Source organism: Mesorhizobium sp. M0217 (assembly GCF_040321955.1).
Classification (GTDB): domain Bacteria; phylum Pseudomonadota; class Alphaproteobacteria; order Rhizobiales; family Rhizobiaceae; genus Mesorhizobium.
The window spans coordinates 252,955-279,028 of the sequence record NZ_JAMYSN010000004.1 but is presented as its reverse complement, the minus strand read 5'-3'; the positions used below and the strand labels follow the sequence as shown (position 1 = coordinate 279,028).

The 26,074-nt window shown below is 64.2% G+C and carries 26 protein-coding genes; 8 read left to right on the top strand and 18 right to left on the bottom strand.

All coding sequences use genetic code 11. The features are described 5' to 3' along the window. Positions 1-10 precede the first annotated feature (10 nt). Entirely contained in the window at positions 11-1,126 is a 1,116-nt protein-coding gene (gene aroC, locus NKJ18_RS10380) for a chorismate synthase (RefSeq protein WP_023685406.1), read from the bottom strand. 184 nt (positions 1,127-1,310) lie between these two features. On the opposite strand from aroC, the gene NKJ18_RS10375 reads away from it, so the two are divergent. Beyond that, positions 1,311-1,565, top strand: coding sequence for a DUF1344 domain-containing protein (locus tag NKJ18_RS10375; protein WP_023685405.1), 255 nt, complete (start codon positions 1,311-1,313; stop codon positions 1,563-1,565). 84 nt (positions 1,566-1,649) lie between these two features. Here NKJ18_RS10375 and NKJ18_RS10370 read toward each other — a convergent pair whose 3' ends face one another. The 3 genes from NKJ18_RS10370 to mddA all read right to left on the bottom strand — a co-directional run bounded on the left by NKJ18_RS10370 (position 1,650) and on the right by mddA (position 4,064). Beyond that, positions 1,650-2,237, bottom strand: a complete 588-nt coding sequence (locus tag NKJ18_RS10370) for a histidine phosphatase family protein (protein ID WP_023685404.1) — start codon at positions 2,235-2,237, stop codon at positions 1,650-1,652. Between the two features lie 46 nt (positions 2,238-2,283). Further along, positions 2,284-3,105: an enoyl-ACP reductase FabI gene (gene fabI / locus NKJ18_RS10365; RefSeq protein WP_023727494.1), complete on the bottom strand. Its 822-nt coding sequence runs from the start codon at positions 3,103-3,105 to the stop codon at positions 2,284-2,286. A 224-nt stretch (positions 3,106-3,329) separates the two neighbouring features. Next, positions 3,330-4,064, bottom strand: a complete 735-nt coding sequence (gene mddA, locus NKJ18_RS10360; protein WP_023685403.1) for a methanethiol S-methyltransferase — start codon at positions 4,062-4,064, stop codon at positions 3,330-3,332. A gap of 187 nt (positions 4,065-4,251) precedes the next feature. Here mddA and NKJ18_RS10355 point away from each other — a divergent pair, with 187 nt between their 5' ends. After that, complete coding sequence (locus NKJ18_RS10355; protein WP_023685402.1) at positions 4,252-4,887, top strand: TetR/AcrR family transcriptional regulator; 636 nt, start codon at positions 4,252-4,254, stop codon at positions 4,885-4,887. Positions 4,888-4,906: 19 nt separating this feature from the next. On the opposite strand, the gene NKJ18_RS10350 is transcribed toward NKJ18_RS10355, so the two are convergent. Together NKJ18_RS10350 and NKJ18_RS10345 are read right to left on the bottom strand one after the other, a co-directional pair. Then, positions 4,907-5,836, bottom strand: coding sequence for a DnaJ C-terminal domain-containing protein (locus NKJ18_RS10350; RefSeq protein ID WP_023692090.1), 930 nt, complete (start codon positions 5,834-5,836; stop codon positions 4,907-4,909). Between the two features lie 124 nt (positions 5,837-5,960). Continuing rightward, entirely contained in the window at positions 5,961-6,422 is a 462-nt protein-coding gene (locus NKJ18_RS10345) for an RT0821/Lpp0805 family surface protein (RefSeq protein ID WP_023685400.1), read from the bottom strand. A 28-nt stretch (positions 6,423-6,450) separates the two neighbouring features. Here NKJ18_RS10345 and pdxH point away from each other — a divergent pair, with 28 nt between their 5' ends. Further along, positions 6,451-7,080: a pyridoxamine 5'-phosphate oxidase gene (gene pdxH / locus NKJ18_RS10340; protein ID WP_081725434.1), complete on the top strand. Its 630-nt coding sequence runs from the start codon at positions 6,451-6,453 to the stop codon at positions 7,078-7,080. Between the two features lie 22 nt (positions 7,081-7,102). Here pdxH and NKJ18_RS10335 read toward each other — a convergent pair whose 3' ends face one another. From NKJ18_RS10335 to NKJ18_RS10310, 6 genes are all read right to left on the bottom strand, one after another. After that, on the bottom strand, positions 7,103-7,666 hold the full coding sequence (locus tag NKJ18_RS10335) for a hypothetical protein (protein ID WP_023685399.1): 564 nt from the start codon (positions 7,664-7,666) through the stop codon (positions 7,103-7,105). Further along, positions 7,663-8,259 carry a hypothetical protein gene (locus NKJ18_RS10330; RefSeq protein WP_352758184.1) on the bottom strand — a complete coding sequence of 199 codons (597 nt, stop codon included), beginning with the start codon at positions 8,257-8,259 and terminating at the stop codon, positions 7,663-7,665. The genes NKJ18_RS10335 and NKJ18_RS10330 overlap by 4 nt, the downstream gene beginning before the upstream one ends. After that, positions 8,256-8,840 (bottom strand): hypothetical protein, encoded by a 585-nt coding sequence (locus tag NKJ18_RS10325; RefSeq protein ID WP_023685397.1) that lies wholly within the window; start codon positions 8,838-8,840, stop codon positions 8,256-8,258. Before NKJ18_RS10325 ends, NKJ18_RS10330 begins: the two co-directional genes overlap by 4 nt. Next, positions 8,833-10,170, bottom strand: a complete 1,338-nt coding sequence (locus tag NKJ18_RS10320; RefSeq protein ID WP_023685396.1) for a hypothetical protein — start codon at positions 10,168-10,170, stop codon at positions 8,833-8,835. Before NKJ18_RS10320 ends, NKJ18_RS10325 begins: the two co-directional genes overlap by 8 nt. A gap of 199 nt (positions 10,171-10,369) precedes the next feature. Then, positions 10,370-11,122 (bottom strand): crotonase/enoyl-CoA hydratase family protein, encoded by a 753-nt coding sequence (locus NKJ18_RS10315; protein ID WP_031204362.1) that lies wholly within the window; start codon positions 11,120-11,122, stop codon positions 10,370-10,372. A gap of 31 nt (positions 11,123-11,153) precedes the next feature. Next, positions 11,154-12,923 carry an acyl-CoA dehydrogenase family protein gene (locus NKJ18_RS10310; RefSeq protein WP_352723865.1) on the bottom strand — a complete coding sequence of 590 codons (1,770 nt, stop codon included), beginning with the start codon at positions 12,921-12,923 and terminating at the stop codon, positions 11,154-11,156. A gap of 447 nt (positions 12,924-13,370) precedes the next feature. Between NKJ18_RS10310 and NKJ18_RS10305 the strand changes: the two genes are divergently transcribed. Continuing rightward, the gene (locus tag NKJ18_RS10305; RefSeq protein ID WP_032997391.1) at positions 13,371-14,483 is read left to right on the top strand and encodes a glycoside hydrolase family 25 protein; all 1,113 of its coding nucleotides are present in this window, start codon (positions 13,371-13,373) and stop codon (positions 14,481-14,483) included. A 3-nt stretch (positions 14,484-14,486) separates the two neighbouring features. On the opposite strand, the gene purD is transcribed toward NKJ18_RS10305, so the two are convergent. Further along, a complete protein-coding gene (gene purD / locus NKJ18_RS10300) occupies positions 14,487-15,770 on the bottom strand; it encodes a phosphoribosylamine--glycine ligase (protein ID WP_023702039.1) in 1,284 nt (427 codons plus the stop codon). Between the two features lie 133 nt (positions 15,771-15,903). Continuing rightward, positions 15,904-16,698 carry a phytanoyl-CoA dioxygenase family protein gene (locus tag NKJ18_RS10295; protein WP_023702040.1) on the bottom strand — a complete coding sequence of 265 codons (795 nt, stop codon included), beginning with the start codon at positions 16,696-16,698 and terminating at the stop codon, positions 15,904-15,906. Between the two features lie 91 nt (positions 16,699-16,789). Between NKJ18_RS10295 and NKJ18_RS10290 the strand changes: the two genes are divergently transcribed. Both NKJ18_RS10290 and ubiA read left to right on the top strand, forming a co-directional pair. Beyond that, on the top strand, positions 16,790-17,701 hold the full coding sequence (locus NKJ18_RS10290; protein ID WP_023702041.1) for a LysR family transcriptional regulator: 912 nt from the start codon (positions 16,790-16,792) through the stop codon (positions 17,699-17,701). A 51-nt stretch (positions 17,702-17,752) separates the two neighbouring features. Then, complete coding sequence (gene ubiA, locus NKJ18_RS10285) at positions 17,753-18,736, top strand: 4-hydroxybenzoate octaprenyltransferase (RefSeq protein WP_031209624.1); 984 nt, start codon at positions 17,753-17,755, stop codon at positions 18,734-18,736. 173 nt (positions 18,737-18,909) lie between these two features. Here the strand turns inward: ubiA and NKJ18_RS10280 are convergent, their stop codons facing one another. The 3 genes from NKJ18_RS10280 to NKJ18_RS10270 all read right to left on the bottom strand — a co-directional run bounded on the left by NKJ18_RS10280 (position 18,910) and on the right by NKJ18_RS10270 (position 22,074). Then, on the bottom strand, positions 18,910-19,476 hold the full coding sequence (locus NKJ18_RS10280; RefSeq protein ID WP_023668457.1) for a DUF6101 family protein: 567 nt from the start codon (positions 19,474-19,476) through the stop codon (positions 18,910-18,912). Between the two features lie 183 nt (positions 19,477-19,659). Continuing rightward, a complete protein-coding gene (locus NKJ18_RS10275) occupies positions 19,660-21,090 on the bottom strand; it encodes an FAD-binding oxidoreductase (RefSeq protein ID WP_352758183.1) in 1,431 nt (476 codons plus the stop codon). A gap of 18 nt (positions 21,091-21,108) precedes the next feature. After that, on the bottom strand, positions 21,109-22,074 hold the full coding sequence (locus tag NKJ18_RS10270; protein WP_352758182.1) for an L-threonylcarbamoyladenylate synthase: 966 nt from the start codon (positions 22,072-22,074) through the stop codon (positions 21,109-21,111). Between the two features lie 371 nt (positions 22,075-22,445). On the opposite strand from NKJ18_RS10270, the gene NKJ18_RS10265 reads away from it, so the two are divergent. Together NKJ18_RS10265 and NKJ18_RS10260 are read left to right on the top strand one after the other, a co-directional pair. After that, complete coding sequence (locus NKJ18_RS10265) at positions 22,446-22,898, top strand: hypothetical protein (protein WP_023684360.1); 453 nt, start codon at positions 22,446-22,448, stop codon at positions 22,896-22,898. A gap of 165 nt (positions 22,899-23,063) precedes the next feature. Next, positions 23,064-23,447 (top strand): hypothetical protein, encoded by a 384-nt coding sequence (locus NKJ18_RS10260; RefSeq protein WP_245274442.1) that lies wholly within the window; start codon positions 23,064-23,066, stop codon positions 23,445-23,447. A 120-nt stretch (positions 23,448-23,567) separates the two neighbouring features. Here the strand turns inward: NKJ18_RS10260 and glyS are convergent, their stop codons facing one another. Beyond that, positions 23,568-26,036 (bottom strand): glycine--tRNA ligase subunit beta, encoded by a 2,469-nt coding sequence (gene glyS / locus NKJ18_RS10255; protein ID WP_352758181.1) that lies wholly within the window; start codon positions 26,034-26,036, stop codon positions 23,568-23,570. Positions 26,037-26,074 lie beyond the last annotated feature (38 nt).

Here is a 26,074-nt window from a genome sequence, read left to right as displayed (position 1 = left end):
GGCTTATTGCCTAATCCCTACTGCCTAATCCCCGGCCTGTCTGTCCCCGGTGCCGCAGATAATGGTCGGCGATGGCGCAGGCAACCATGGCTTCGCCGATCGGCACGGCGCGGATGCCGACGCAGGGGTCGTGGCGGCCCTTGGTCATGACGTCGACGTCGTTGCCGTCCTTGTCGATGGATTTGCGCGGCGTCAGGATCGACGAGGTCGGCTTGACGGCGAAGCGGGCGACGATCGCCTGGCCGGTCGAGATGCCGCCCAGAATGCCGCCGGCATTGTTGGACAAGAAGACCGGCTTGCCGTCATTGCCGATGCGCATCTCGTCGGCATTCTGTTCGCCGGTGATGCGGGCGGCTTCGAAACCGTTGCCGATCTCGACGCCCTTGACGGCGTTGATCGACATCAGGCCGGACGCGATGTCCTGGTCGAGCTTGGCGTATATCGGCGCGCCAAGGCCGGCCGGCACGCCGTCGGCGACGATCTCGATAACCGCGCCGACCGAGGAGCCGGATTTGCGGATGCCGTCGAGATAGCTGGTGAAGACCGGAACGGAGGCCGGATCGGGGGTGAAGAACGGGTTTTCGGCGTCACCGATGAAATTCCAGTTCCAGTTGGCGCGGTCGATCGATTTCTCGCCCATAGACACCAGCGCGCCGCGCACCACCATGCCGGGCACCACCTTACGGGCGAGCGCGCCGGCGGCCACGCGCGCGGCCGTCTCGCGGGCCGAGGAGCGGCCGCCGCCGCGATGGTCGCGCAGGCCGTATTTGACGTCATAGGTGTAGTCGGCGTGGCCGGGCCGGTACTGGCGGGCGATCTCGCCATAGTCCTTGGAGCGCTGGTCGACATTCTCGATCAGCATCGAGACGGGCGTGCCGGTGGTGATCATCGTCTCGCCGTCCTCGTCGAGGATGAAGCCGGATAGCACGTTCACCTCGTCCGGCTCGCGGCGCTGGGTCACAAAACGCGACTGGCCGGGACGGCGCTTGTCGAGTTCGGCCTGGATTTCGGCCCGTGTGAAGCGGATGCCGGGCGGGCAGCCGTCGACGACACAGCCGAGCGACGGGCCATGGCTTTCGCCCCAGGTGGTGACGCGGAAGAGATGGCCGAACGTGTTGTGAGACATGAATTTTAGCCCTGCCCGGCAGCGGAGCCGGATCAAGGGTGCGTTCTATTGGCGTTTTCCACAGCGGTCAAACTGTGATCCGGCGGTTTTAGTTTTGACACATTCGGTTGGTTTCTGCTCTCTTCCATCCGCCCGTTGAAAGCTCGCCGCCATCCGTGCAGGCGCAATGACAAAGAGGACGACGATGCGTACCCTGATTGGCGCTGCTGCCGCCATGTTGCTGATTTCCACCGCCGCCTATGCCGGCCAGACCGAAGGCCTGATCAAGAAGGTCGACAAGGACGCGCTGACGCTGACGCTGGAGGACGGCAAGTCCTTCAAGCTCAACGCCGAGACCGATCTCGATTCGCTAAAGCCGGGCATGGATATCGTCATTGCCTATGACGTGACGAATGGCGAGAACGTCGTCACCGACATGGAACTGCCCGACACCGAGTAACACCGACGCCGAACAGGGTCTTGCCGCTCGGCGGAGCCCTGCCCGGATAAACAGGACGGTCGTCCTGTTTTTATCTGCTCGAACCTAAAGCCAATCCAGACGCCCGTCCTGCAGCCTGAGCACCCGGTCCTGCCGCACTTCCAGGTTTGCCGCTTCATGTTCGGAAACACCTTCGACCATCCGAAACAGAGTCCGCACGACGCCACCATGCGTGACGCAGACCGTCTGGCGGTCGAGCGCCTCGAACCACGGCTTCACCCGTTCGAGCAGCATCTGGTAGCTTTCGGCGCCCTCGCCCGGCGGCTGGAAATTCCATTTGTTGCGTCGTCGCGCCTTCGCCGAGCCCGGCATTCGCGCGTCGAGTTCGGCATAGGTAAAGCCCTGCCAGTCGCCAAAGTGCACCTCGACCAGACGCGGGTCGGTGCGGTAGGCATCGGGATCGAGCTGCATCGCCAAGCGCAGCCGCTGCATCGTCTCGCGCGTCCGCTTCATCGGGCTGGCGACAAAGTCGAAATCCTCAGGATTCTGGATCAGTTCGGCCAGCCGCCGTCCATTGCGGGTCGCCTGCTCGCGGCCGAGCGCGTTGAGATCGGTGTCGGCCTGGCCCTGCAGCCGCGACTCGGCATTCCACTGCGTCTGGCCATGGCGCACGATGTAGACGAGCGGAACCATCAGGTCTTCCGGAAATCAGGACAGGCGGGCGGAAACCGCGGCAGAACTATTCCTTGACGGTCGAAATATCCGGCGCGTCGACCGCCTTCATGCCGACGACGTGATAGCCGGAATCGACATGGTGCACCTCGCCGGTGACGCCACGCGACAGGTCCGACAGGAAATAGACGGCGGAATCGCCGACTTCTTCCTGGGTGACGGTCTGCTTCAGCGGCGAATTGTATTCGTTCCACTTGAGGATGTAGCGGAAGTCGCCGATGCCCGAAGCAGCCAAGGTCTTGATCGGCCCGGCCGAGATAGCGTTGACGCGGATCTTCTTGCCGCCGAGGTCGACGGCGAGATAGCGCACGCTGGCTTCGAGCGCGGCCTTGGCGACACCCATGACGTTGTAATGCGGCATGACCTTTTCGGCGCCGTAATAGGTCAGCGTCAGCAGCGAGCCGCCATCGGTCATCAACGCTTCGGCGCGCTTGGCGATGGTGGTGAAGGAATAGACCGAAATGTCCATGGTGCGCAGGAAATTGTCGCGCGTCGTCTCGACATAGCGTCCGGTCAGCTCGTCCTTGTCGGAAAAGGCGATGGCATGGACGAGGAAGTCGAGCTTGCCGCCCCAATGCTTGGCGACATTGGCAAACACCTCGTCGAGGCTCGCCGGATCAGTGACATCGCAATGACCGGCGACAAAGGCGCCCAATTCCGCAGCCAGCGGCTCGACGCGCTTCTTGAACGCCTCGCCCTGATAGGTCAGCGCGATCTCGGCGCCATGGTCGACGCAGGCCTTGGCGATGCCGTAGGCAATCGATCTGTTGTTGGCGACGCCCAGTATAAGGCCGCGCTTGCCGGCCATAAGGCCCTGTCCACCCGCCATGTCAGCGCTCTCCGAAAGATTTTCTGCTTTGGAGTGCCTATCGCACAGGCAGAAAGGCGCATCAAGCGCAGACGGGGCGCGCGTTCAATTCAGACACTCGGCGTGACAACGAATGGGGGATAATAACGTTGTTGTGAGATTTGAACGCCTCACTGCGGCCAGCGCGCCTTGATGGCCCAGGCCCGCCCGACCAGCCGAATCGGCTGGCCGGCAACGCATCGGCCCTATCCAGCCATTTTGCGCCAGGGAATGAGCATTCCCACCTGCTTGCGGTAGCTTCGGTACTGATCGCCGAACATCGCGACGAGATCGCGTTCCTCGAGGAAGATGCCGAGCAAGATGTAGCCGGTGCTGCCCGCCGCGAACAGGAGATGGCCCCATGTCATCGACGGCGTCGCCCAGAAGGCCAGGAGGAAGCCGACATAGAGCGGGTGCCGGACCCATTTGTAGAACAGTGGCGTCCTGAACACGGGCGGCGCCGGTTCGCTCTTGCGCAAAGCGGCGAGAACCTGGCGCAGGCCGAACAGTTCGAAATGGTTGATCAGAAAGGTGCTGGTCAACAATACCGCCCAGCCGAGCCAGAACACGCCATGGATGACGGCGACCCAGACCGGGTTCTCGACCGTCCAGACGAGACCGGGAATCGGCCGCCATTGCCAGTAGAGCAGCAGCAGGATGAGGCTGGCCAAAAGCACATAGGTGCTGCGTTCGGCCGCGTGCGGGACAATCCGTGTCCACCAGCGCTTGAAAACCGGTCGCGCCATGATGCTGTGCTGGGCGGCGAAAAGGCCGAGCAGCAGTGCATTGACGATGACGGCTTCGACCGGACTTCCAGCGACTCCGGAATCGATCGATTTCGGCACGACCATGTTGCCGACGAAACCGACCGCATAGAGAAACGAACCGAGAAAAATCAGGTATGCGGCAACGCCGTAGATAAGGGTGATTACGCCCGCCATGACTGCCCCTCCATGCAAGCATCAGGATTCGGTCGGTCGACCGAATTCAGCGTCAAAAACCATAAATTTTCTAGCGAGTCAACTTGATCGGTCGCTCGACCGAGATAGAGTGGAGGGACGTCCAGCCCCGGACAGGAGAAGCTATGATCCGCCCAGATTGCACCGCTACCAGCGGCAGCCACGCCGCATGACGGACGCTGCCCAAGCCGTTACCCCGCCGCAGAACAAGCAAAAGCGCGACACGCGCGCCGAACTGATTTCGGCTGCCGAGTTATGCCTCCATCGAGGCGGTTATGCCGATCTGTCGACGCGCCGCGTTGCCGAGATCGCCGGCGTTCCGCTCAGCCAGATCCATTACCATTTCGGCTCCAAGGAACGGCTGTTCCTGGCGCTGCTCGACCATCTGAACGAGGGCCTGCTGAAGCGCCAGGCGGAGACTTTTGCGGCACCTATGCCGCTGTGGCAACGCTGGGAGCGCGCTTGCGATTTCCTCGACGATGATCTGGCGTCCGGCTATGTCCGGATCCTGCACGAGATGATCGCGGCAAGCCTGTCGAGCCCCGAAATCGCCAAGGCGGTGCGCCGCGACCTGCGCGGCTGGTTCGAACTGCTGGACGGACTGGCGCAAGAGGCGGAGCGGCGGTTCGGCGGCCTCGGGCCATTCTCCGCCGCCGAAGTGACCAGCCTGGTCAGCGCCGCCTTCCTCGGCAGCGAGACGATGATCCTGCTGGAGATCGAGAGCCCGCATGTCCCGGTACGGCAGGCGCTGCGCCGCTTCGGCGAAACCATCCGGCGGATGGAGGAAGTGGCGCCCGGCAGTTAGCCAGCGAAGTCGAGCCGCGTCAGCCTTTGCGGCTGCGCATCAGCGCTTCGAGTTCGCTGTCGCCGCCTTCCGGCAGCATGATGCGGACATGGGCGTAGAGATCGCCATGGCCGCCGGCCTTTTCCGGCAAGCCCCTGCCCTTCAGGCGCAGCACCTTATCGGAACTCGACCAGGCCGGAATGTTGACCGCCAGCCTGCCGGTCGGCGTGTCGACCGGCACCTTGGCGCCCAGCACCGCGTCGGCCAACGCTACCTCCAGATCGGCATGCAAGTCACGGCCCTCGATGCGGTAGCGCGGGTGCCTGCGGATACGGATCTTGACCAGCGCATCGCCCGGCTGTCCCGGCCCCTGCTCGCCCTGGCCCTTCAGCCGGATGGTCTGGCCATCCTCGACATAGACCGGCAGCTTGACCGCGATCTTGCGGCCGTCGGGGAACATCGCCGTCACCTTTTCGGCGGTCGCTATCTCCTCGATGGTGACGTCGAGCGTGACGTTCAGATCGGCGGCGGTCGCCTGCTGGCGGCGGTCGCCTGTTCCGGCGCCGCGCGCGCCGGAAAAGGCGTCGCCGAAGATCTGGCTGAAAATGTCGCTGTTGCCGTCGAACGGATCGCCGCCCGGACGCCCCGATCGGAATTCGAAGCGCGAGCCGCCGGCGCCCTGCTGGCGGCGGAAGCCACCGAACGGATCGCCGCCGCCGGCTGCGCCCTCGAAGCCCTGGAATTTCGGCTTGCCGTCGGCGTCGATCTCGCCGCGGTCGAAGGCCGCACGGTTCTTCTCGTCGCCGACGACCTCATAGGCCTGATTGGCGGCGGCAAAACGGTCCTTGGCCTTGGGATCATTCGGATTCTGGTCCGGATGATACTTCTTGGCGAGCTTGCGGTAAGCCGATTTTATGTCCTTGGCCGATGCGTTCTTGGCAACGCCCAGCACCTCATAGGGGTCGCGCATGCGTCCTGCCCTGGAAAATGAGTTAAATCCACGTTGGCCCTTATATGCGCTCCCATAGGAAGAAATTCCAGTGGCGCGCAGGCTAATCGAGGGTTGAAATTGCGATGCCCGCAAACCTCGAAAATCAGAGCGGTTTGAAGTCCTGCATGTGCCAGCCGCCGGCCGCGGCGATGCACAATTGCCCCTTGAACAAAGCGACGCCGTCGAAGCTTTCGCGCGAGGCGGTAAAGCTGCGGCAGGCCTGGCCGTTGTCCTGCACTTCGGCGAGTTCAGTGATGGAGCCCCGCGAGCCGGTGTCGGCATTCGCCCAGGGCACGGCCTGGCCGCGAAGCTCCTCGATGTCGGCCGAAGACACCGCATTGCCGATCGTGGTCTGGTCGGAAGCGCTGTCGGCGTCCGTCGATGTCACCCTGGCCGGCGCGCTTGAGGTGACGATGGAACGATCGACCTCGGCCTTTTCCAGGCTGAAGCCGCCGACGCCGCAGGCGGCAAGCGGCAGGGCGATAATCACGATCACGGCTTTCGAACTGGCCGAAGCGATAACGCTCCATTGCCCGCTGTCAAAAGCTTGCGCGATACGCGACAATCGGCAACCTCCTGAAGCTCGAGACAATTTGAGAAAAACTATGAGTGACACTGAGTTAACAAGTAGTGACTTTACCGAAGCCGCCGAGCCGTTCCGGCTCTTTGCCGAGTGGCTGGAGGACGCCAAGAAAAGCGAAATCAACGACGCCAACGGCGTAGCACTTGCAACCGTCGATGCCGACGGCATGCCGGATGTGCGGATGGTGCTGCTCAAGGGTTTCGATGAAAGCGGCTTTGTCTTCTACACGAATTTCGAGAGCGCCAAGGGCCGCGAGATTCTTGGCAGCATGAAGGCGGCGATGTGCTTCCACTGGAAATCGCTGCGCCGCCAGGTGCGCATACGCGGTCCGGTGGAGATCGTCAGCGACGCCGAGGCGGATGCCTATTACGCGACGCGGCCGCGCGGCAGCCGCATCGGCGCCTGGGCCTCGAAACAGTCGCGGCCGCTGGAAAGCCGCTTTGCCCTGGAGAAGGCGGTGGCCGAATACACGGCGCGCTACCCTATCGGCGAAATCCCGCGGCCCAAGCACTGGTCGGGCTTCCGCATCGTGCCGCAGGCGATCGAGTTCTGGCATGACCGGCCATTCCGGCTGCACGATCGGCTGGTCTTTTCGCGCAACGCCGAAGGCGGCTGGGACAAGACACGGCTTTATCCCTGAGGATCGCCGGGGCCGCCGGAGATCAGTCCTTCTCCATCTGGAACAGCAGGAAATGCGGCCGTTCGCTGGCAGCGCCGACCGCTGGTCGTATAGTCCTGGTGACGTCCTTCGGCACCAGGAATGTCTCGCGCAGCTTGATCGTGTCCCCGGCCTTGGCGCCCGAAAACATCGCGGAAATGCAGGTCTGAACATTGTCCGGCGCGTTCAGCCTTACCGCCGATGTCGGCGACCAGCGCCTTCCCTCGGCATCGATCAGCATCACCTTGCAGCCAAGCCAGAGGTTCTGCAGGTCGGGATCGCCGATGGTCACCGCGAAATCCGCGAGCACCGGTACGGAATCGGGCGGCAGGTTCTTCATTCCGAAGGCGCCGCGCAGATCGGTCAGCTTCCACTCGCTGCCGCCGAAATGCGCGCTCTGGCCCCAGGCCACGCGGCGCTCGAACAGATCGTTGTCGCCGAGCAGCGCCTTGACGCTGTCATAGGCCTGCACCGCCAGGGTCAGGGGAACGAGCACAAGCAGCGCCCAAAGGCTGCGGCGGCGCCATTTTTTCTCCGTCAGCCCTCTATCCTCAATCAGCGCCGTCATTTCGGTTGCCCATCGATCGGCCGCGCCAGATCGAGCGTGCCGACGGTGCCGGCAGGCAGGCCGTCGGAACCGGCTGCGACCGGTCCGATCGAAATCTCGGCCTGCGAATCGAGCGCCGCCATCAGCTTGCTTGAAATCAGCACCGTCGCGTTGCCGGCCTCCTCTGGCCTCACCTCGAAGACCAGCCTCGCCTTCCGCGGCAGGCCGGGGTCGACAGCTACCGGGAGAATGCCTTTGTTGATGAACGACAGCCGCTCGGTGTGGTCGTAGGTCAAGCCCGTTGGTCCGCGCCATGAGGCGACCGCGACGATCGTGGACGCAGCCTTGGCCGCGAACTCGACGGTCACCACCGCCCACACGCCGCCAGTGGTCAGCACCTTGGTCTCGCCGAACCGGTCGGCCTTGAGCTTGCGCGCAAACTCCAGCTTTTCCGCGCGCACCTCGAAGCTGCGGCCGACGATTGTCTCTCCCACATTGCCCCGTACCGGGATCGGGCCAATCAGGTCGGCATAGTGCGGCTTCGAAACCTGCAAGCCGTAGCAGAGCGCTACGGCGGCGAGCAGCAGGACGAGATTGGCCAGTCTGCGCATCATGGCTGGCCTCCAGCATCGGGCGCGACAGGAATGGTCAGCGTGCCGACCGGGCTCGGATTGAACCAGCCGGGCAGGCCGTAGAGGTTGTCGCGCTGTTTGTAGGTTTTGCGGATGACTGTCAGGTCGAGGCTGGCTGGAGCGGCAGCACCTTCCGGCAGCTCCCAGATATAGGCCATGCGCTCCGGCATATCCGGGTGCAGTTCCGGCGACAGCGTCTCGTCGCGCGTCAGCACGATGTACGGTTTTGTCGCCGGGTCGACAGCCGGCTGGCTTGCCTGGAGGAGTTCGAAATAATCCCTCGTCGACTGGGCCGTGCGGTTGGTCATGTCGACCTCGAAGACCAGCGCTTTGGTCCCAGGCTTGCGCAACATGCCATAGACATATTTCTGGGCGCTGACATAGGCCTTCACCGGCTGCAGAAGCCATTGTCCGGTTTCGATCGGGCCGGCTGGAGCCAGAACCGGCACTTGCGCGTGCCTTGCCCCGAAGGCGCCAAGCACGCCGGCAACGGCAATCGCCGCGGCCGTGCCGATGCCGGCGGCAATCCACGCTTTCAGCCGCGATCGGGCGGTTTCAAGCATTCTGCGCCTCGCCTTCCGGACTGGCCGGACCAGCCGGCTGCGCAGCCTCGCTGGCCCGGCGCTTGGGCAGCGCAAATGCCGTTTCGAGGATCGCCGCGAGGAAGCAGATGCGCAACGGCTCGACCAGAACACCGGTCGATGAGTCCTGGAAAGCGCTGCCGAACAGCAGCGACACGCTCTGCGAAAAAACCTGCCAGGTGTCGAGGTCGTGCGGACCGATGATGCGGGTTGCCCCCAGCCACGCCCATGCCGCCAGCCAGTCGATGAGACGATAGCCGACGATCAGCGTGAGCATGAGCACGACACCCGAGCTCAGCGTGATGCGCACGCCATTGGCGATCGGCAGATAGCGCGAGCGATAGCCGGAGATGAAGTGTTCGACGAAGTCGCGCATGAACTTCGGGATGCTTCGATAGCGGGCGCCGAGGCGCTCGACCCGGTCGTGCACGCGCAGCAGTTCCTTGTCGTCGCGTACATCATAGCCATAGATCAACGCCGTCATGACCAGCCAGATCACCGGCAGCAGCATGAAGAAGAACAGCGCGATGAGTTTTGTTGTCGTATCGATCGAGGTGACTTCGACTGGCACCATCGGGTCGGCAAAGGCGGCGGAAACCGGATTGGCGACGCCGTCGGCCGCAGCCTGAAGCGTGGAAAAGATGTTGCGGCTCATGATCCAGCCGACGATATCGTCCTTCCAGCGCGAGATGACGTACAGACCGACGAAGATCCAGTTGGTCTCGCAGATCACGACCACGATTTGCCAGAAGGACTTTGCGCCGCCGCGCTTCTGCATCGCCTGGGCAAAACGCCTGACCAGCCAGGAGATGACGACGGAAAATATGAGCCAGCGCGAATCCAGCACATCCAGCACATTACCCGCGCCTTCGCCGAACGGCGCCATGTCGAGGGTGACGCGCGAATATTGCCGCACCGAATCGCCAAGAAAGCCCCAGGCGGCGTAATAGGCGAAGAAAGGCAGGAGCGCGACAGTGACCATGCGCGCCAGCCTTGCGGCGCTGCTGCTCGGTTCTTCGCGAGACGTCTTATCGGAGGCTTTGTCCCGCGCGGCCTGTTGCGCCGCGCGGATCGCCGGCAGGCCGGGAAGCAGGGTCTGGAACATGGCGACGGTGACGATGAGCTGCGTCAAGGCGACGAGCGTCAGCAGCGCCAAGCCCGCCATATGGTTGAGGAAGGCGGCGCGCGCGGCGATCTGCATGAACAGGTCGCCGCCCAAAATGCCCAACAGCACCATGGCGATCAGCTGCGGCCAGAAGCGCCACCAGAGCCTGAACGTCAGGCCGAGCGGCCTTGCAAAATCGGCAAGCATGTCCCGGCGTTCAACCCGTCAACGGGCGCCGGCTTCGATGCTGTGCGCATCGATGACAAATTCTCGGGTCATGTCCTCTCCACCTGGCCGCCAGGATCGAGCGAGAAATAGTGCAGGCCGAAGCGCTTTGACAACCCTTGAGCGGTTTTCCCCTGACGCCTACCGCCACCGCCAAGGTCGGATACAGCTTGGCGTGAGCCTATGCCTTCTTGCGCGTCATGAAGGCCGTCAATGCGGCGCGCGCTTCGTCGGACTTCAGCCGCTCGGAGAAATGCTCGCTCTCCACCTTGATGCGGGCGACAAGCTCGTGGCGCGGGGCGCGCATCAGGTCACGCGCAATCTTCAGCGCCTGCGGCGGCTTGGCGGCGATCTCGCCGGCCGCTGCGAGTACCGCGGCTTCTAGCCGGTCCTCCTCGACCACCTCATAGATCAGGCCGGCGGCCTTGGCGCGCTCGGCGGAAAAACCTTCGCCGAGCCCAAGCAGGGCGAAGGCGCCCTGCCTGCCGAGGATGAGCGGCGCCAGCAGGCTGGAGCCCGCCTCCGGCACCAGGCCGAGGTCGACGAAGGGTGTGCGGAACACCGTGCGCGGCGTGGCGAAAGTCAGGTCGCAATGCAAATTGAGCGTGGTGCCGATGCCGACCGCAATGCCGTCGACGCCGGAGACCATCGGCTTCTCCGTTTTGGCCAGCGCCATCAGGAAGTCCCAGACCTCGTTGCCGCCCTCACCGCCGGTGGCGATGACCAGGAAATCGGCGAGATCGTTGCCGGAAGAGAAGGCGCCTGAAACACCGAGGAAGACATGGACGCGGACCGCCGGGTCGGCATCGCCATCAGCCAGCGCCTTGGACATTGTCGCATACATGGCGCGCGTCAGTGCGTTCTTCTTGTCGGGACGGTTCATGCGGATGATCTGGATGGCGCCCTGGCGCTCGACGAGAATATGGTCTGTCACGGTCATTCTTCCCTGGTGAGCGCTCTGGTATTCAGGCCGTTATCAGCGCCTTGCCGGCGTCAGCGAGGCTCTCGGCGCCATCGATGACGCGTTCCTTCAAGGCGCTGACTTCGCCGAGCAGGTTTTCGGCGAAAAAGCGGCAAAGGGCGATGCGGCTCTGCTGGGCAAGTCCGCCACGCGCCAGATAAGCGCCGCCGGCAGCAAGCGAGATCAGCCTGAGATAGGGGGTCGCACCGGCTTGCGCTTCGTCCAGACGGCCGTCGGCCAGCAGCTTCTGCAGGAAGCGCGTCGCCTCGGTGAGATCGTCGAACGCCTGGTCAAGCGCTTCGGCGGTGCGGCCGAAGCCCTGCAGGTTCGAGGTCCGCACCTCGTCAGCGATGGCCTCCAGTTCGGCGATATAGCCATGCACATGCTCGCCGCCGCCAAGCGGCAATTTGCGGGCTACAAGGTCGATCGCCTGGATGCCGTTGGTGCCTTCATAGATCGGCGCAATGCGGGCGTCGCGATAGAGCGCGGCCGCGCCCGTCTCCTCGATGAAGCCCATGCCGCCGTGGACCTGGACACCCAGCGACGCAACGTCGACGCCGATATCGGTGGAAAAGGCCTTGGCCAGCGGCGTCAGCAGATTGGCGCGATCGCGCCAATGCGCGGCCTCCTCGCCTGCCGACAGACGCGCGAAGTCGATGGCGTGGGCGCAGGAATACGAGATGGCGCGGGCGATCTGGGTCAAAGCCTTCATGGTCAAGAGATTGCGCTGCACGTCGGGGTGATGGACGATCGGCGCCATCCCGGCGCCTGAAAAGTCGGATGCCTTGCCCTGGCGGCGCTCATTGGCATAGGCGATCGCCTTCTGTGTCGCGGCTTCCGCCACCGCCACGCCCTGCATGCCGACGCAAAGCCTCGCGTTGTTCATCATGGTGAACATGCAGGCGAGCCCCTTGTTTTCCTCGCCGATCAGCCAGCCGATGGCGCCGGGGGTCGCGTCTTGAAAACCGTCGCCATAGATCATGGTGCAGGTTGGCGAGGCATGGATGCCGAGCTTGTGCTCGAGGCCCGAACAGAAGACGTCGTTGCGGGCACCGAGCGAGCCGTCATCATTGACCAGGAATTTCGGCACCAAAAACAGCGAAATGCCGCGCGTGCCGGCCGGTGCGTCGGGCAGCCGCGCCAGCACCAGATGGATGATGTTGTCGGTGAAATCATGCTCGCCATAGGTGATGAAGATCTTCTGGCCGAAGATGCGGTAGGTGCCGTCGCCGGCAGGCTCGGCGCGGGTGCGCAGAGCGGCGAGATCGGAACCGGCCTGCGGCTCGGTCAGGTTCATCGTCCCCATCCAATCGCCGGAAACGAGCTTCGCCAGATACCTTGCTTTGAGCGCCTGGGAAGCATGCTTGTCGAGCGCCTCGACCGCGCCCATGGTCAGCGTCGGGCCGATGCCGAAGGCCATGGCGGCGGAGTTCCACATTTCGAGCGCGGCAACGCCGAGCATGGTCGGCAGGCCCTGGCCACCGAATTCTTCCGGTCCGGACAGCGCGTTCCAGCCACCGTCGATCCAGCTGCGGTAAAGCGCCCTCCAGCCGGGCGGCGTGGTCACGGCTGCATCGTTCAGCACCGCGCCGTGCTCGTCGCCGATCTTGTAGAGCGGCGCCACTTCCTCGCTGGCGAAGCGGCCGGCCTCGGACAGGATGGCGTCGACAAGGTCTTCGCCGAGGTCGCCGAACGCGCCGCTGTCGAGCGCCGGTTTGAGCCCGGCGACATGCTTGAGCGTGAACGAAATGTCGTCGACCGGGGCCTTGTACATGCCGCTTTCTACTCCGCTGCTCCGACCGCTCGATCCTAGGACCCGGGCCGATGCAAAACCATCCGCCTCTGGGCGGCCTCCGACCTTCTTTTTACGTAAACGTCAAACTTTGTCACGCGGATTTTCATCGAACTTCGTCGTCCACAGGTGGAGCGGGAGCGTAGCGGATGCCGAGTACCATGTCGCGACCTCGCGCTAGGGGCGCAACGGTGCAGAATTCCGCGCCGTGGCAACGCTTCGAAGTCGCGGAATGCATACTATGGTCCGCGCCGCGTCGCTTCGCTCCTTGCTTCGCCATAGAATGACGAAATCGCGAGAGCGACAGGACTCCTGCCCGAAAGCACTTCCTTAACCATACCGGTCCACCATCGGTGTTTGGTCAGCGAGGATCCCTGTTTGAAAACGCCGGCGCATCTTCTTCGCCGCTCAGCGATCGCTCTCGCGGCGATGATGGCGCTGACGTCAGCGGCTACAGCCTCGGACTTTTCCGAGCCTTGGCGGGATGGCGACCGCGCGCTGGTGGTCGACGCCTATGAATACAATTCCATCGACTGGGCGCAGCTTGCCACCGACAAGCGCATTGTCGGCTTCATCAACAAGGCCTCCGACGGGCTGCCGCCGCCCTATTTCTGCTACGGCGACGAGCCTACGGTCAAACTCTGCAAGACATTGTGGAAACGCTTTGCGGTGACGCGCGAGCTGTTTCAGACGCGCAAGGTGGTGGCCAAGGCGCTCGGCCTGAAATGGGGCGCCTATCATCTTGCCCGCCCCGGCAATCCGCTCGAGCAGGCCAACAGTTTCATCGATTTCGCCGAGCCAGCCCCTGACGATCTGCTCGCCCTCGATCTCGAAGGCAACGACCCCTCGCAATGGATGTCGCTCGAGGATGCCGAGGAATTCGTGCGCCAGGTGCACCGGCGGCTCGGCCGTTTCCCGATCCTCTACACCAACGGCAAGACCGCCCAGTACATCGCCGACAACCGCTACCAATACCGTCTGCTGTCGCGGCTGCCGCTCTGGTATGCGCGCTACAAGCCCGACATCGACGTGCATTTTCCGATGGGCAACTGGCAGGGTTATGCGCTGTGGCAGTTCTCGGCGCAGGCCAATTGCGGGCGCCTGCGCTGCCCCTACCGCGTCGCCGGCACGCCCAACGACATCGACGTCAACGTCGCGCCGATGGACGCGGCGGCACTGCGCCAGCAATGGCCCTTCGGCGGCCTGATCGACGTGCCGCCCGACTACCTCGCCTCGATACCGGTGCCAGTCTCGCGCGCAGCCGGGCTCGCCGGAAAAGTCACCATCACCTATGCCGATGTGGCGACGCCACCGACGGTCGAGGAGATGGTGGCGGTGCTCGGCGCGCGCTGGCAGACATTCCGCGCTGCCTTCCGCATGCCGGTGGTCAAGACGGTGCCGCGCCGCGCGCGCTTCGGCATTGCCGAGTATGTCGCCTGGAAGCGGACTGCGTATCGTTCGGAGGCTCTGCTCGAGGCCGCCTTCTCGCAGGCCGCCGACCCGGTCAGCACCGCTTCGACGGAACTCGTTCGCGAGCGCTGAGGCTCAGGTGGCGCTGGCTTTCTCCCGCGCCACCGCCTGCCAGCCTATGTCGCGGCGGCAGAAGCCTTGCGGCCAGTCGATGCGGTCGAGCGCGGCGTAGGCGCGGCTCTGCGCTTCGCCGACCGTCTTGCCTGACGCGGTGATGTTGAGCACGCGGCCGCCATTGGCGACCAGCGCGCCGCCATTGATGGCGGTGCCGGCGTGGAAAATCTCAACACCATCACCGGCCGCCTCTTCCAGCCCGCGGATGACCGAGCCTTTTTCCGGCGTCCCGGGATAGCCCTGTGCCGCCATCACCACGGTCAGCGCGGCATCGTCGCGCCAGCGGATCGAACTGTGCGCCAACTGGCCGTCGACGGCGGCGTTGAGCAGCACCAGCAGATCGTCCTTCAGCCGCATCATCAGCACCTGACACTCGGGATCGCCGAAGCGGGTGTTGTATTCGATCAGCTTCGGCCCCTTGTCGGTGATCATCAGCCCGGCAAACAGAATACCGGCGAACGGCGCGCCAAGCTCGGCCATGCCGCGCATGGTCGGCTCGACGATCTCGCGCATGGTGCGCTCGACCATTTCGGGGCTCATCACCGGCGCCGGCGAATAGGCGCCCATGCCGCCGGTGTTGGGGCCGGTATCGCCATCGCCGACGCGCTTGTGGTCCTGCGCGGTGCCAAAGGGAAGTGCGGTCGTGCCGTCGCACAGGCAGAAGAAACTCGCCTCCTCGCCGGTCATGAATTCCTCGACTACTACCTCAGCGCCGGCGTCACCGAATGCGCCGTCGAAACAAGCATCGAGGGCGGCGCGCGCCTCGTCCAGCGTCATGGCGATGGTGACGCCCTTGCCGGCGGCAAGCCCGTCGGCCTTGATGACGATCGGCGCGCCGACCTTTTCGACATAGGCTTTCGCCGAGGCAAGATCGGTGAAGCGGCCATAGGCGGCGGTCGGGATGCCGTATTTGGCGCAAAGGTCCTTGGTAAAACCTTTCGAGCCTTCGAGCCGCGCTGCCCGCTTCGACGGGCCGAAGACGCGGATGCCCTGCTCACGCAGATCGTCGGCAATGCCGGCGACCAGCGGCCCTTCCGGCCCGACGACGACGAGATCGATCGCGTTGTCCTGGCAGAAGCTGGCAACAGCGGCACGGTCGGCGATGTCGAGCTTGACCAGTTCGGCCTCGTGGGCGATGCCCGGATTGCCGGGCGCGGCATAGAGCCTGGTCAAAAGCGGCGAGGCCGCGATCTTCCAGGCCAGGGCATGTTCGCGGCCGCCGGAGCCGATTAACAAAACGCGCATGCCGATGTCCCTTGTCATTTCACGACAGGGACTGCGCTATTGCCCCGGGCGGCGCGGGTCAAGAGTTTTACCTTGCGCCATACCGGTTGCGCACGGGAACGTCGCGCCGAGAGCACGGCGTCCCCGGCCGGTATCAGCTCTGGAAGACGACCGGGAACCAGTCCTCGCGCAGTTTCTGGCCGGGCTTCATGTCATGGCCGGGATAGGGCGGCGAGGTACGGCCGGGGCGCTCGACATAGCGCGCATCGTCGCCGACCCAGCGCAGCGACAGCGCCCGGCGACGCGCCGCGGTCGGATTGCCGCGCGCACCATGCGCGGTGCGGAAGTCGAACAGGATGGCGTCGCCCGGCTCCATCTCCCATTCGAGCACCTTCAGCGACGGGTCCTTGTCGGGATCCGGCACGGGCAGATAATCGCCCTCGCCGGCATAGAAATTGCTGTCATCGAGCCAGCGCACCGGCAGGATCATCTTGTCCCATTTGTGCGAGCCGGCGATCAGCCGCAGCGTCGCTTCCTTGACCGGATCGATCGGAATCCAGAAGCTGACGGTCTGGGTGCCATCGACGAAGTAATACGGGATGTCCTGGTGCCAAGGCGTCGGCTTTTGCGTGCCCGGTTCCTTGACCAGCACATGGTCGTGGAAGAACTGGGCGCTGCGCGACTGCATCGCCGCTGCCGCGAGTTCCGCGGCCGGGGAATTGCGCACCACGTCGACGAATTCGGGAATGCGCTCCCAATTGCAGTAATCGTCGAAGAAGCTGCCCTTGCCGTTGGCGATGTCCGAGGCCGTGGCGCTGCGGTTTTGCATGTTGCGCTCGATGCCGGCGGCGATGGTGCCAACCCAGTCATTGAAGGCGCCGCGTATGCAGACCGCGCCGTCGCGCTGGTAGTCGGCAATCGCTGCGGCATCGATATGTCTGGCGGCCATGTCATGTCTCTCCTGTTTCGATGACCGACTATCGCGGCCGCCGCACATCGCGTAAAATAATAACTTCTCATCTCCCTTATAGCTTTACTCTATGAACCTGACCCTCACCCAGTTGCGCTACCTCGTCACTGTTGCCCGTCACGGCAGCGTCACCGTGGCCGCCCGGATGCTGAACGTCTCGCAACCCTCGATCTCGGTGGCGATCGACAATGTCGAAGCGACGCTCGGCCAGAAAATATTCGTGCGCCAGCGCGGCAGCGGCATCGCGCTGACCTCGTTCGGCCGCAGCGCGGTGGCGAAGGCAAAGCAGGTGCTGGCCGAAGCGGACGAACTGGTTGGGCTCGGGACGCGCGACGCCGATGTCGGCGGCGAACTTGTGCTCGGCTGTTTCGAGGATCTGGCGCCTTATTTCGCGCCGGCGCTGATCCGCGCTTTTTCGCAACGCTGCCCGGCGGTCACCGTGGTGGTCCGCGACGAGACCTTCGAGACGCTCGGCCGGCGGCTCGGCGATGCGGCAATCGATCTCGGCCTGACCTACGATCTCGGCCTGCCCTCGCACTTCGCCCGCACCCTGCTGCATGAGCTGCGGCCACACGCGCTTCTGCCGCAAGGCCACGCGCTGGCCAGCCAGGCCAGCGTCAGCCTGGCGGAGCTGGCGACCCATCCCTTGATCACCACCGACCAGCCGCATAGCTGGCAGCATATGCTGGACCTGTTCCTCAGCCGCGGCCTGTCGCCGGTCTCGCAATCGACGGCGAGTTCGTTCGAACTGCAGCGCAGCATGGTCGCCAACGGCTTCGGCGTCGCTGTGAGCTACACCAGGCCTTATGGCGACAGGAGTTATGACGGGCTGCCGCTGGTCTGCAAGCCGCTGTCCGATCCGCTGCCGATGCAGTGCATCATCCTCACCCATGACACAAGGCAAAGGCTGTCGAAGGCGGCGCTGGCCTTCACGGAGGTGGCGAAGGAATGGTTTGCCAGCCACGATATTTTCACCGCCTGAGCGACAATGCGGCCGCTTGACGGCGCACGCCGCTGCTGCCACTCCAGCACGATGGAAACCATCCAGTCGAAAGCCGCACAGGGCCGCGTCGCCGACGCGCCGAGCGGCCATTGGGTCTACAAGATATTGCCGCGCTGGCTGTGGCCTTACGCGCAGCTTGCGCGCTGGGACCGGCCGATCGGCTGGCAATTGCTGCTGTGGCCCTGCTGGTGGTCGGCAGCGCTTGCGGCCAGCGCCTATCCGCGCGCAAGCGACCCGCTGCTCACATTGCTCCCGTCGCCATGGTTCCTGTTCCTGTTCTTCGTCGGCGCCGTCGCCATGCGCGGCGCCGGCTGCACCTATAACGACATTGTCGACCAGGACATCGACAACAAGGTCGAGCGCACCCGTTCGCGGCCGCTGCCGGCCGGCAAGGTGACGCGCCGCCAGGCCTGGATATTCCTGGTCATCCAGGCCTTGCTGAGCCTCGTCGTGCTGTTGCAGTTCAACGACTTCGCCATTCCGCTCGGCATCGCCTCGCTGGTGATCGTGGCCGTCTATCCCTTCATGAAGCGCTTCACCAACTGGCCGCAATTGGTGCTCGGGCTCGCCTTCTCCTGGGGTGCACTGATGGGCTGGGCGGTCGAGTTCGGCGATCTCGATGGCCCGGCCATCATGCTCTATATCGGCTCGATCCTGTGGGTGATCGGCTACGACACCATCTATGCACATCAGGACAAGGAAGACGACGCCATCGTCGGCGTGCGCTCGACGGCGCGGCTGTTCGGCGACAACACCAAGACCTGGCTGGTCGGGCTTTATGGCGGCACGCTGGTCTGCTTCGCCATCGCCTTCGCCTCGGCGCAGGCGCCGGTGGTGGCGCTGGCCGGGCTGATCGCCGCCGGCGCCCATATGGCGCGGCAGATAGCGGTTCTGGATATCGACGATCCCGATCAATGCCTGCGGCTGTTCAAATCCAACAACCAGGTCGGCTGGTTGATCTTCATCGGCCTGATCGGCGGTGCGCTGTGGGTGGCGCTAAAGCCGCTGGTGTAGGCTCCCTCTTCCTTCTCCCTTTGTGGGAGAAGGTGGATCGACGCGCAGCGCCGAGACGGATGAGGGGTGCTCCAGCGGAGTGAGGCGTTGGCGTTCCCTGGAACACCCCTCATCCGTCTTGCCGCTTCGCGGCAATCCACCTTCCCCCACAAGGGGGGAAGGAGAAGAGCGCTCTACTCTCTCGAAATAATCTCCTGGCCGTCGATCACCAGTCTCAGCCCGAGATTGCCGGCCCTGCGGCGGGCGAGGAAGCGCGGGCGGCGCGTGGTCGAGACCCGGCCCTTGCGGCGATCCTTGGCCGGCAGCGCCTTGATGGCGGCGCCGAGCGATTCCTCAAGCGTGCGGGCAATGCCGTCGGATTCGATCAGCAGCATCTGCAGCCGGTAAGCATCGGCCCAGGCGCGCCAGTCGGCGGCGACGTCGTCGAGATCGTCGGCCACCAGCAGCGGCACCGACAGCATCGGGTCGTTGTGCAGGAGTTCGAGGGTTACCGTGACATTGCCTTGCGCATCCTCCATCGCGCGGGCGGCGACGCCGCGAAACGCGTTGGCGGGCAGCGCGATGATCGCCGGCACGCCGCTCATCTCGAGCGTGCGGCGGATGACGGCGCCGCGCTGGTCGATGGTGAAGGTAACGTCGCCATAGTCGTCGCGCGTGGCATAGCTCACCACTTGCGGCAGGCGGAATGGGTCGAGGCGCATGTTGCGCCCGGCCCAGACGGGCTTCAATACACTGTTCATCTGCTGCCTTCCTGTGTTTCTCCTGAGAGCCGTTTTGCGGGTCTCTCCGGGCCGGTTTTCCCGGCCTCGTTGTGTGAAACATTAGCGCGAGCTTCTGCCGCCCGGCTTAAGAAAGTCAGTTAAATTTTGCTGATCTCAGGCGATGGTTATCGGAATGAGACCAGCCACAAAATGTTGAAAGGATCAGATAACCTTACCGGGATTCATGATGCCGGCCGGGTCGAAGGCCGCCTTCACCCGGCGCATCAGCTCGATCGCCATGGGCGGCGCGGTGGCGATCAGCTCGTCGCGCTTCAACTGGCCGATGCCATGCTCGGCCGAGATCGAACCCTGGAAGGAGCGCACAACATCGTGCACGGCATGGTTCATGGCGTGGTAGAGGCCGAGAAACGCTTCATCGTCACCGCCCTCCGGCCGGGAGATGTTGTAGTGGAGATTGCCGTCGCCCATATGGCCGAAGCAGACCACGCGCGCACCAGCACTGACCGAAGCCACTGCACCGGCCGCCTTTTCGATAAACGCCGGGATGGATGCCACCGGCACCGAAATATCATGCTTGATCGAAGCACCTTCGGGCTTTTGCGAATCCGGCAGCACCTCGCGGAAGTTCCAGAACGCGTCGCCCTGCGCCAGGCTGGCCGCGATCACCGCGTCGCCGACGATGCCTTGCTGGAGGCCTGCCGACAGCACTTCTTCGATCAGCCCCCTGGCGTCCTCGGCCGAACGGCCCGACGACACCTGCATCAACACATACCATGGCCAATCCTGCGCCAGCGGCCGCGTGACGCCCTGCGCATGGCGCAGCGTGAAATCATACGGACGCCGGCCGATCAGCTCGAAGGCGGTGAGTGCCGCCCCTGCCCGGTCCATCGCCAGGCTGAACAGCGAAAGCGCTGCTTCCGGCGACGACAGGCCGGCAAAGGCCACTTCGCGCCCCTTGGGCTTGGGAAACAGTTTCAGCACCGCTGCGGTGATGATGCCGAGCGTGCCTTCGGCGCCGACGAACAGGTTCTTCAGATCGTAGCCGGTGTTGTCCTTCTTCAATTTGCGCAGATCGTCGAAGACCTCGCCGGTCGGCAGCACCACTTCGACGCCGAGGCAGAGTTCGCGCGCATTGCCATAGGCAAGCACGCCGGTGCCGCCGGCATTGGACGAGAGATTGCCGCCGATCTGGCAGGACCCTTGCGCGGCGAGCGACAGCGGAAACAGCCGGTCGGTGGCATCGGCCGCTTCCTGCAGCGTCTGCAGGATAACGCCGGCCTCGACTGTTACCGTGTTGGAGAAGACGTCGATCTCGCGAATGCGGTTCAGCCGCGACAAAGAAAGCACGATCTCGCGGCCGGATGCGTCAGGCACCTGGGCGCCGACCAGCCCGGTGTTGCCGCTTTGCGGCACGACCGGCGTTCCCGTCTCGCTCGCCAGGCGCATGATCCGGCTGATCTCGTCGACGCTGCCGGGACGCAGCACCAAGGCGGTCCTGCCATGCCACAGACCGCGCCGCTCGGTAAGATACGGCGCAATATCGGCCTGGTCGCGCAGCGCATATTTGTCGCCGACGATTGCCGCGAAGCGGGCGATGAGAGCGGGATCGAGGTCGAAGGGTGCGTCGTTCATGGGCGCAAACTATGGCGCTCAATCGAGCTTGTCACGGGGGGCAGCGGCACGAAACAGCCGATCGTTGATCGCCTCGCCGAGCCCATCGAACGGGATCGGCTCGACGGCGATCGTCGCCGCACCGCTGCGGTCGAGTTCCTGCAAATACGCGAACAGATTGCTTGCGGCTTCGCGCAAATCGCCTGACGCGGACAGGTTGCGCAAGGCGGCCGCCGCTTGCCAGCCTTCGGCGCGGTCGCCACCAAAGGCCAGCAAGGCCTCGCCTTCAGCCACACTCTGTGCATCGAGCCGCACCGATGCGCGCGGCGCATAATGCGACGCCAGCATGCCGGGCGCCTCGATGCCGGCTGTCGCGCCGCGCTGCAGCTTGATGCCGGTGACGGCCTCGATATCGGCGGCAGCGATGCCGCCTGGCCTCAGCAGCCGCACGCTGTTGCCTTCGACCTTGACGATGGTCGATTCCAGCCCGACCGGGGTGGCGCCGCCATCGACCACCAGCCGGATTTTGGCGCCGAGATCGGCCGCCACGGCTTGCCCTGTCGTCGCGCTTATCTTGCCCGAAGAGTTCGCGCTGGGCGCGGCCAGCGGCCGGCCGAGCCTGGCGATCAGCTCGCCGCCGAAGCCCCTCGGCATGCGGAGCGCGATCGTATCGAGCCCGGCGGTGACCAGCGGATGGATGCCGTTGCCGGGTCGGAGCGGCAGCACCAGCGTCAGCGGCCCCGGCCAGAACGCCTCGGCCAGTCTTTTCGACAGCGGATCGAAGGTTGCAATGCGCTCGGCCATCGCCAGATCGGCGACATGGGCGATCAGCGGGTTGAAGCGCGGCCGGCCCTTGGCTTCGAAGATACGGGCGACGCCGACGCCATTGGTCGCGTCGCCGGCCAGTCCGTAGACGGTCTCCGTCGGGATGGCGACCACGTCGCCGCCCTCGAGCAGCGCCAACGCCTGCTCCATCGCTTCGCCGACGGATAGTATCTCAGCCACTCGCTTCCCCTCACAGGCACCGGACCTAAAGCGCGTCGCGCTGAACCGGATTCATGCGACGCGCTTTAGGTCTTTGTTTTGATGCATGTCGTTCTCTCAAAACCGGGGCCACTTTTGAGCGACATGCATTAGAGCGGTTCAGCTGTTCGCTTAAACGCTCTAAGTATTTGTTTTTGCGGAATTCCGGACGGAAAACCGCTACTCACTTTTCCTGGAATTGCTCTAATACGGCAGTGGTTTTCGGGCAAGCCGGCGTTGGCGAATTATCAATGCCTAAAATGCTATGTTTCCCTGCAAGCCGGCATCAATCCACTCGGGTTAAGGCTACTTGGGTTAGGGCTGGCGGCTTGTTGGGCAAGGGGACGGTTTCGATGTCGATGCGTGTGCTTGGAGCGCTTGGTTTCACCCTGGCGGCGATGACCGGTGGGGCGCACGCCTCGTCGATCGTCTTTCTCGGCGTCTCGACCTCGACGCCATCGGTCATCAAGGTTGGCGGATCCGAACCGGTCAGGACCGCCTCGACGCCATCGATCGTCGCGCTCGGCGATGCCCAGCCCGATGTGACTTATGAAAAGGTCGCGGCGATCCCCGAAAAGCCTAGGCAGGATCCGATGATCATTCGCGGCGGCATCGTCGGCGGCGCCTTCGCCGCGCCGGCTCCGGCCAGGGCGAGCGCCGCGGCGCCGGCAACTGAGCCGACGGCAGAGACCGCACCAGCCGGAACTGCAACGGCATCGAACGGCAAGCCCGAGTCGCAACCGGCAGCGCCGCAGCCGGCAACAACACCGCAGCAGCCGATCGAGGGCGTCGGCAAAGCCGAGTAGGCCATTCAGCCAAAACAGTCGGCCAAGACAGACGGCCGATCCATGCCGCTTGACGCCGATCGACAGCCCGGCGCACGATCGGCTTGGCGGCGGCGGCCCCAATTTCGCCAATCGGGTTTGGCATGAGCGCGCCGGGTTCTAGGAGAGCGAGGGGTTATCATGAACATGACGAAATCTTTGACTATTGCCGGCCTGTTGCTGGCGTCACCTATAGCTGTCGGCGGCGCGCAGGCCGGTGACGAGCTAGGGTCCTACGTCGCGCGCATTTCCGATCGCGACCACCATGCCAGCGACGGCTATGAGCTGAGCAGCGCAGCACAGATGGTGCGGCAGGACCGTGCCAACTGGCACAAGTTCCACCGGCGCGATGCCGACGACCAGGGCGATGACTGGTTCCGCAGCAACGATGATCGCGCGTATCTGGAACGCATGCTGAAGCGCGGTGGCGCGATGAGCTCCTCGACACGGAACGCCATCGTCAATGGCGAGCCGCTGATCCAGGTCGACGTCTATTCAGACAGCGTGCATGTCAGCATTTTGGAGGATTGACTTCGTCAACCTCGGGAGGACTGACGGAGTCAGCCTCAAGACTGACACGTTGGTTCCGGACAAGAAGGGCGGCGTGGGAGCACCGCCCTTGTCGTCGCTGTCTTCGGGCTTATCTGCCCTTTAGCCAGCTATCCTGGAAAAATCCGCGACCTGATCGGTGGCCGTGCGGATGCGAGCCAGCAGCGCCAGGCGGTTGGCGCGCACGGCCTGGTCCTCATCATTCACGAGAACGCCTTCAAAGAATGAATCAACCGGTTCACGCAGCACGCTAAGCGCCAGCATGGCGGCGGAAAAGTCTTCGTTTTGAATAGCTTCGCCGGCTTCTCTCTCCGCCTGATTCACCGCTGCAAACAGCGATTTCTCGGCCTCCTCGCGAAACAGCGCCGGCTCAACAGTCTCGGCGACGCGCGTTTTCTTCTTCTCCTCGGCAGCCAGAATGTTGGCCGCCCGCTTGGCGCCGGCGAGCAGGTTCTTGCCGTCCTCGGTGTCGAGGAAGGACCCCAGAGCTTCGACGCGACGCACGATCTGCAGGAGGTCGTCCGACTGCGATTGGCCGATCTCCCCCCTTGTGGGGGAGATGCCCGGCAGGGCAGAGGGGGGCGCGCCAGAATGAGAGGTCGGCGGGACAGCGCCCCCCTTCGTCGGCTTCGCCGCCCCCACAATGGGGGAGATTGGCGCGCTTCCACCACCTGCCAGCACGGCGTCAATGAGATCATGCCGAGCGCCCTGGTCGCGGAGATAGACTTTCAGGCGGTCGTGGAAGAAGGCGAGGAGGTCGGGGCCAAAGGCCCGTCCAGCCTTAGACGCGAGATAACTCGCCGTTTGATAGGCACTATCGAAGAGCGATGTCAGCGGCAGTGAGATCCCGTTCTCGACCAAGATTCTCACCACGCCAAGCGCGGCCCTTCTCAGCGCGTAAGGGTCCTTAGACCCCGTCGGCTTTTCATCAATGGCCCAGAAACCGACCAGCGTATCGATTTTGTCGGCCAGCGCGACGGCAATCGACACCGGATTGGTCGGCACGCTATCCGACGGACCTTGCGGTTTGTAGTGCTCCTCGATCGCCGCAGCCACGGACGGATGCTCGCCCTGCAGCAGCGCGTATTTGCGGCCCATTGCGCCTTGCAGTTCCGGAAACTCGCCCACTGCTTCTGTCGTGAGATCAGCCTTGGCCAGCACGGCGGCGCGAGCGGCGAGCGCGGTAATCTCCCCCCTTGAGGGGGAGATGTCGCCGAAGGCGACAGAGGGGGTCGTCTCGCGTGGAGTGCCAACTCCCTCTTTCTTCGAGAGACCGGACGGCGTCGCGGCAGCCGAAGCGACCCCCTCTGGCCTGCCGGCCATCTCCCCCTCAAGGGGGGAGATCGACTGCGCCACTGTTGGCGCCAGCTCCTGCGCCAGCCGCTTGATCCGCTCCACCCGATCGCCTTGCGTACCGAGCTCGGCGTGAAAGGTGACGTTGAGATGGTCGAGGCGGGCCATGCGCTGGTCGAGCGGCTTTTTCAGATCGAGCCCGAATTTCTTCGCCGACGCCTCGAGCTGCTCCAGATCCGGCAGATCGCCCTGGTCGGTCTTCCAGAAATACAGCGCGTCCGACAGGCGGGCACGCACCACCTTGCCGTTGCCGTGCGCGATCTCCTTGCCGCCGTCCTTGGCCTCGATGTTGGCGGTGAGGATGAAGCGGTTGGAGAGGTTTTCGCCGTCGCCCTGCCGCCGGGTGACAAAGCATTTCTGATTGGCGCGGATGGTCAGCCGGACCACTTCTGGCGGTATGGCAAGAAAGGCCTGCTCGAATTCGCCCATCAGCACCACCGGCCATTCGACCAGGCCCGACACTTCTTCCAACAACCCTTCGTCCTCGACCAGATCGAGCCCGTTGGCGAAGGCGAGGTTGCGGGCGTCGGCAAGGATGATCTCCTTGCGGCGGTCGCCATCGAGCACGACCTTGGCCGCTTCCAGCTTGGTCACGTAATCGTCGAAGCGGCGCACGGTGATTTCTCCCGGCGCCATGAAACGATGGCCGTAGGTGATATTGCCCGAGCGGATGCCATCGATCTCGAAATCGACCACCACCGGCTCCTCGGTCTCCGGGCCGAAGGTGCACAGAATCGTCTGCAGCGGCCGCACCCAGCGCAGCGAACCGGGCTTGGCTGAAGCCGGCCCCCAGCGCATCGATGTCGGCCAGGGGAAGCCGCGAATGATGGCCGGCACCAGTTCGGCGATGATTTCTTCCGCCGCCCTGCCCGGCTTCGAAATATGGGCGACGTAGAAATCGCCCTTCTTCGGATCGGAATGAACATGCGCCTCGGCAACCGAGGCAAGGCCTGCCTTGCGCAGAAAACCCTGCACCGCCTGTTCCGGGGCCGTCGTCGACGGCCCCTTGATCTCCTCGTGGATATCCTTCGAGCGCGCGGTCAGGCCCCTGACATCGAGCGCCAGGCGCCGCGGCGTCCAGTATTCGCGCGCGGCGTCATAGGTCAGACCCGCCTCGACCAGACCGTCGGTCAGCATCTTCCTGAGATCGCCCGCCGCCTTGCGCTGCATGCGGGCGGGAATTTCCTCGGAACGAAGTTCGAGCAAAAGATCCGGCATCAGAGTTTCTCCACCCGCATGCCTTCTTCCTGATTGCG

Coding starts and splice junctions, on each gene's coding strand:
- aroC (WP_023685406.1), bottom strand. CDS start 1,126: ATGTCTCACAACACGTTCGGCCATCTCTTCCGCGTCACCACCTGGGGC.
- NKJ18_RS10375 (WP_023685405.1), top strand. CDS start 1,311: ATGCGTACCCTGATTGGCGCTGCTGCCGCCATGTTGCTGATTTCCACC.
- NKJ18_RS10370 (WP_023685404.1), bottom strand. CDS start 2,237: ATGGTTCCGCTCGTCTACATCGTGCGCCATGGCCAGACGCAGTGGAAT.
- fabI (WP_023727494.1), bottom strand. CDS start 3,105: ATGGCGGGTGGACAGGGCCTTATGGCCGGCAAGCGCGGCCTTATACTG.
- mddA (WP_023685403.1), bottom strand. CDS start 4,064: ATGGCGGGCGTAATCACCCTTATCTACGGCGTTGCCGCATACCTGATT.
- NKJ18_RS10355 (WP_023685402.1), top strand. CDS start 4,252: ATGACGGACGCTGCCCAAGCCGTTACCCCGCCGCAGAACAAGCAAAAG.
- NKJ18_RS10350 (WP_023692090.1), bottom strand. CDS start 5,836: ATGCGCGACCCCTATGAGGTGCTGGGCGTTGCCAAGAACGCATCGGCC.
- NKJ18_RS10335 (WP_023685399.1), bottom strand. CDS start 7,666: ATGACGGCGCTGATTGAGGATAGAGGGCTGACGGAGAAAAAATGGCGC.
- NKJ18_RS10330 (WP_352758184.1), bottom strand. CDS start 8,259: ATGATGCGCAGACTGGCCAATCTCGTCCTGCTGCTCGCCGCCGTAGCG.
- NKJ18_RS10325 (WP_023685397.1), bottom strand. CDS start 8,840: ATGCTTGAAACCGCCCGATCGCGGCTGAAAGCGTGGATTGCCGCCGGC.
- NKJ18_RS10320 (WP_023685396.1), bottom strand. CDS start 10,170: ATGCTTGCCGATTTTGCAAGGCCGCTCGGCCTGACGTTCAGGCTCTGG.
- NKJ18_RS10310 (WP_352723865.1), bottom strand. CDS start 12,923: ATGTACAAGGCCCCGGTCGACGACATTTCGTTCACGCTCAAGCATGTC.
- NKJ18_RS10305 (WP_032997391.1), top strand. CDS start 13,371: ATGATGGCGCTGACGTCAGCGGCTACAGCCTCGGACTTTTCCGAGCCT.
- purD (WP_023702039.1), bottom strand. CDS start 15,770: ATGCGCGTTTTGTTAATCGGCTCCGGCGGCCGCGAACATGCCCTGGCC.
- NKJ18_RS10295 (WP_023702040.1), bottom strand. CDS start 16,698: ATGGCCGCCAGACATATCGATGCCGCAGCGATTGCCGACTACCAGCGC.
- NKJ18_RS10290 (WP_023702041.1), top strand. CDS start 16,790: ATGAACCTGACCCTCACCCAGTTGCGCTACCTCGTCACTGTTGCCCGT.
- ubiA (WP_031209624.1), top strand. CDS start 17,753: ATGGAAACCATCCAGTCGAAAGCCGCACAGGGCCGCGTCGCCGACGCG.
- NKJ18_RS10280 (WP_023668457.1), bottom strand. CDS start 19,476: ATGAACAGTGTATTGAAGCCCGTCTGGGCCGGGCGCAACATGCGCCTC.
- NKJ18_RS10275 (WP_352758183.1), bottom strand. CDS start 21,090: ATGAACGACGCACCCTTCGACCTCGATCCCGCTCTCATCGCCCGCTTC.
- NKJ18_RS10265 (WP_023684360.1), top strand. CDS start 22,446: ATGTCGATGCGTGTGCTTGGAGCGCTTGGTTTCACCCTGGCGGCGATG.
- NKJ18_RS10260 (WP_245274442.1), top strand. CDS start 23,064: ATGACGAAATCTTTGACTATTGCCGGCCTGTTGCTGGCGTCACCTATA.
- glyS (WP_352758181.1), bottom strand. CDS start 26,036: ATGCCGGATCTTTTGCTCGAACTTCGTTCCGAGGAAATTCCCGCCCGC.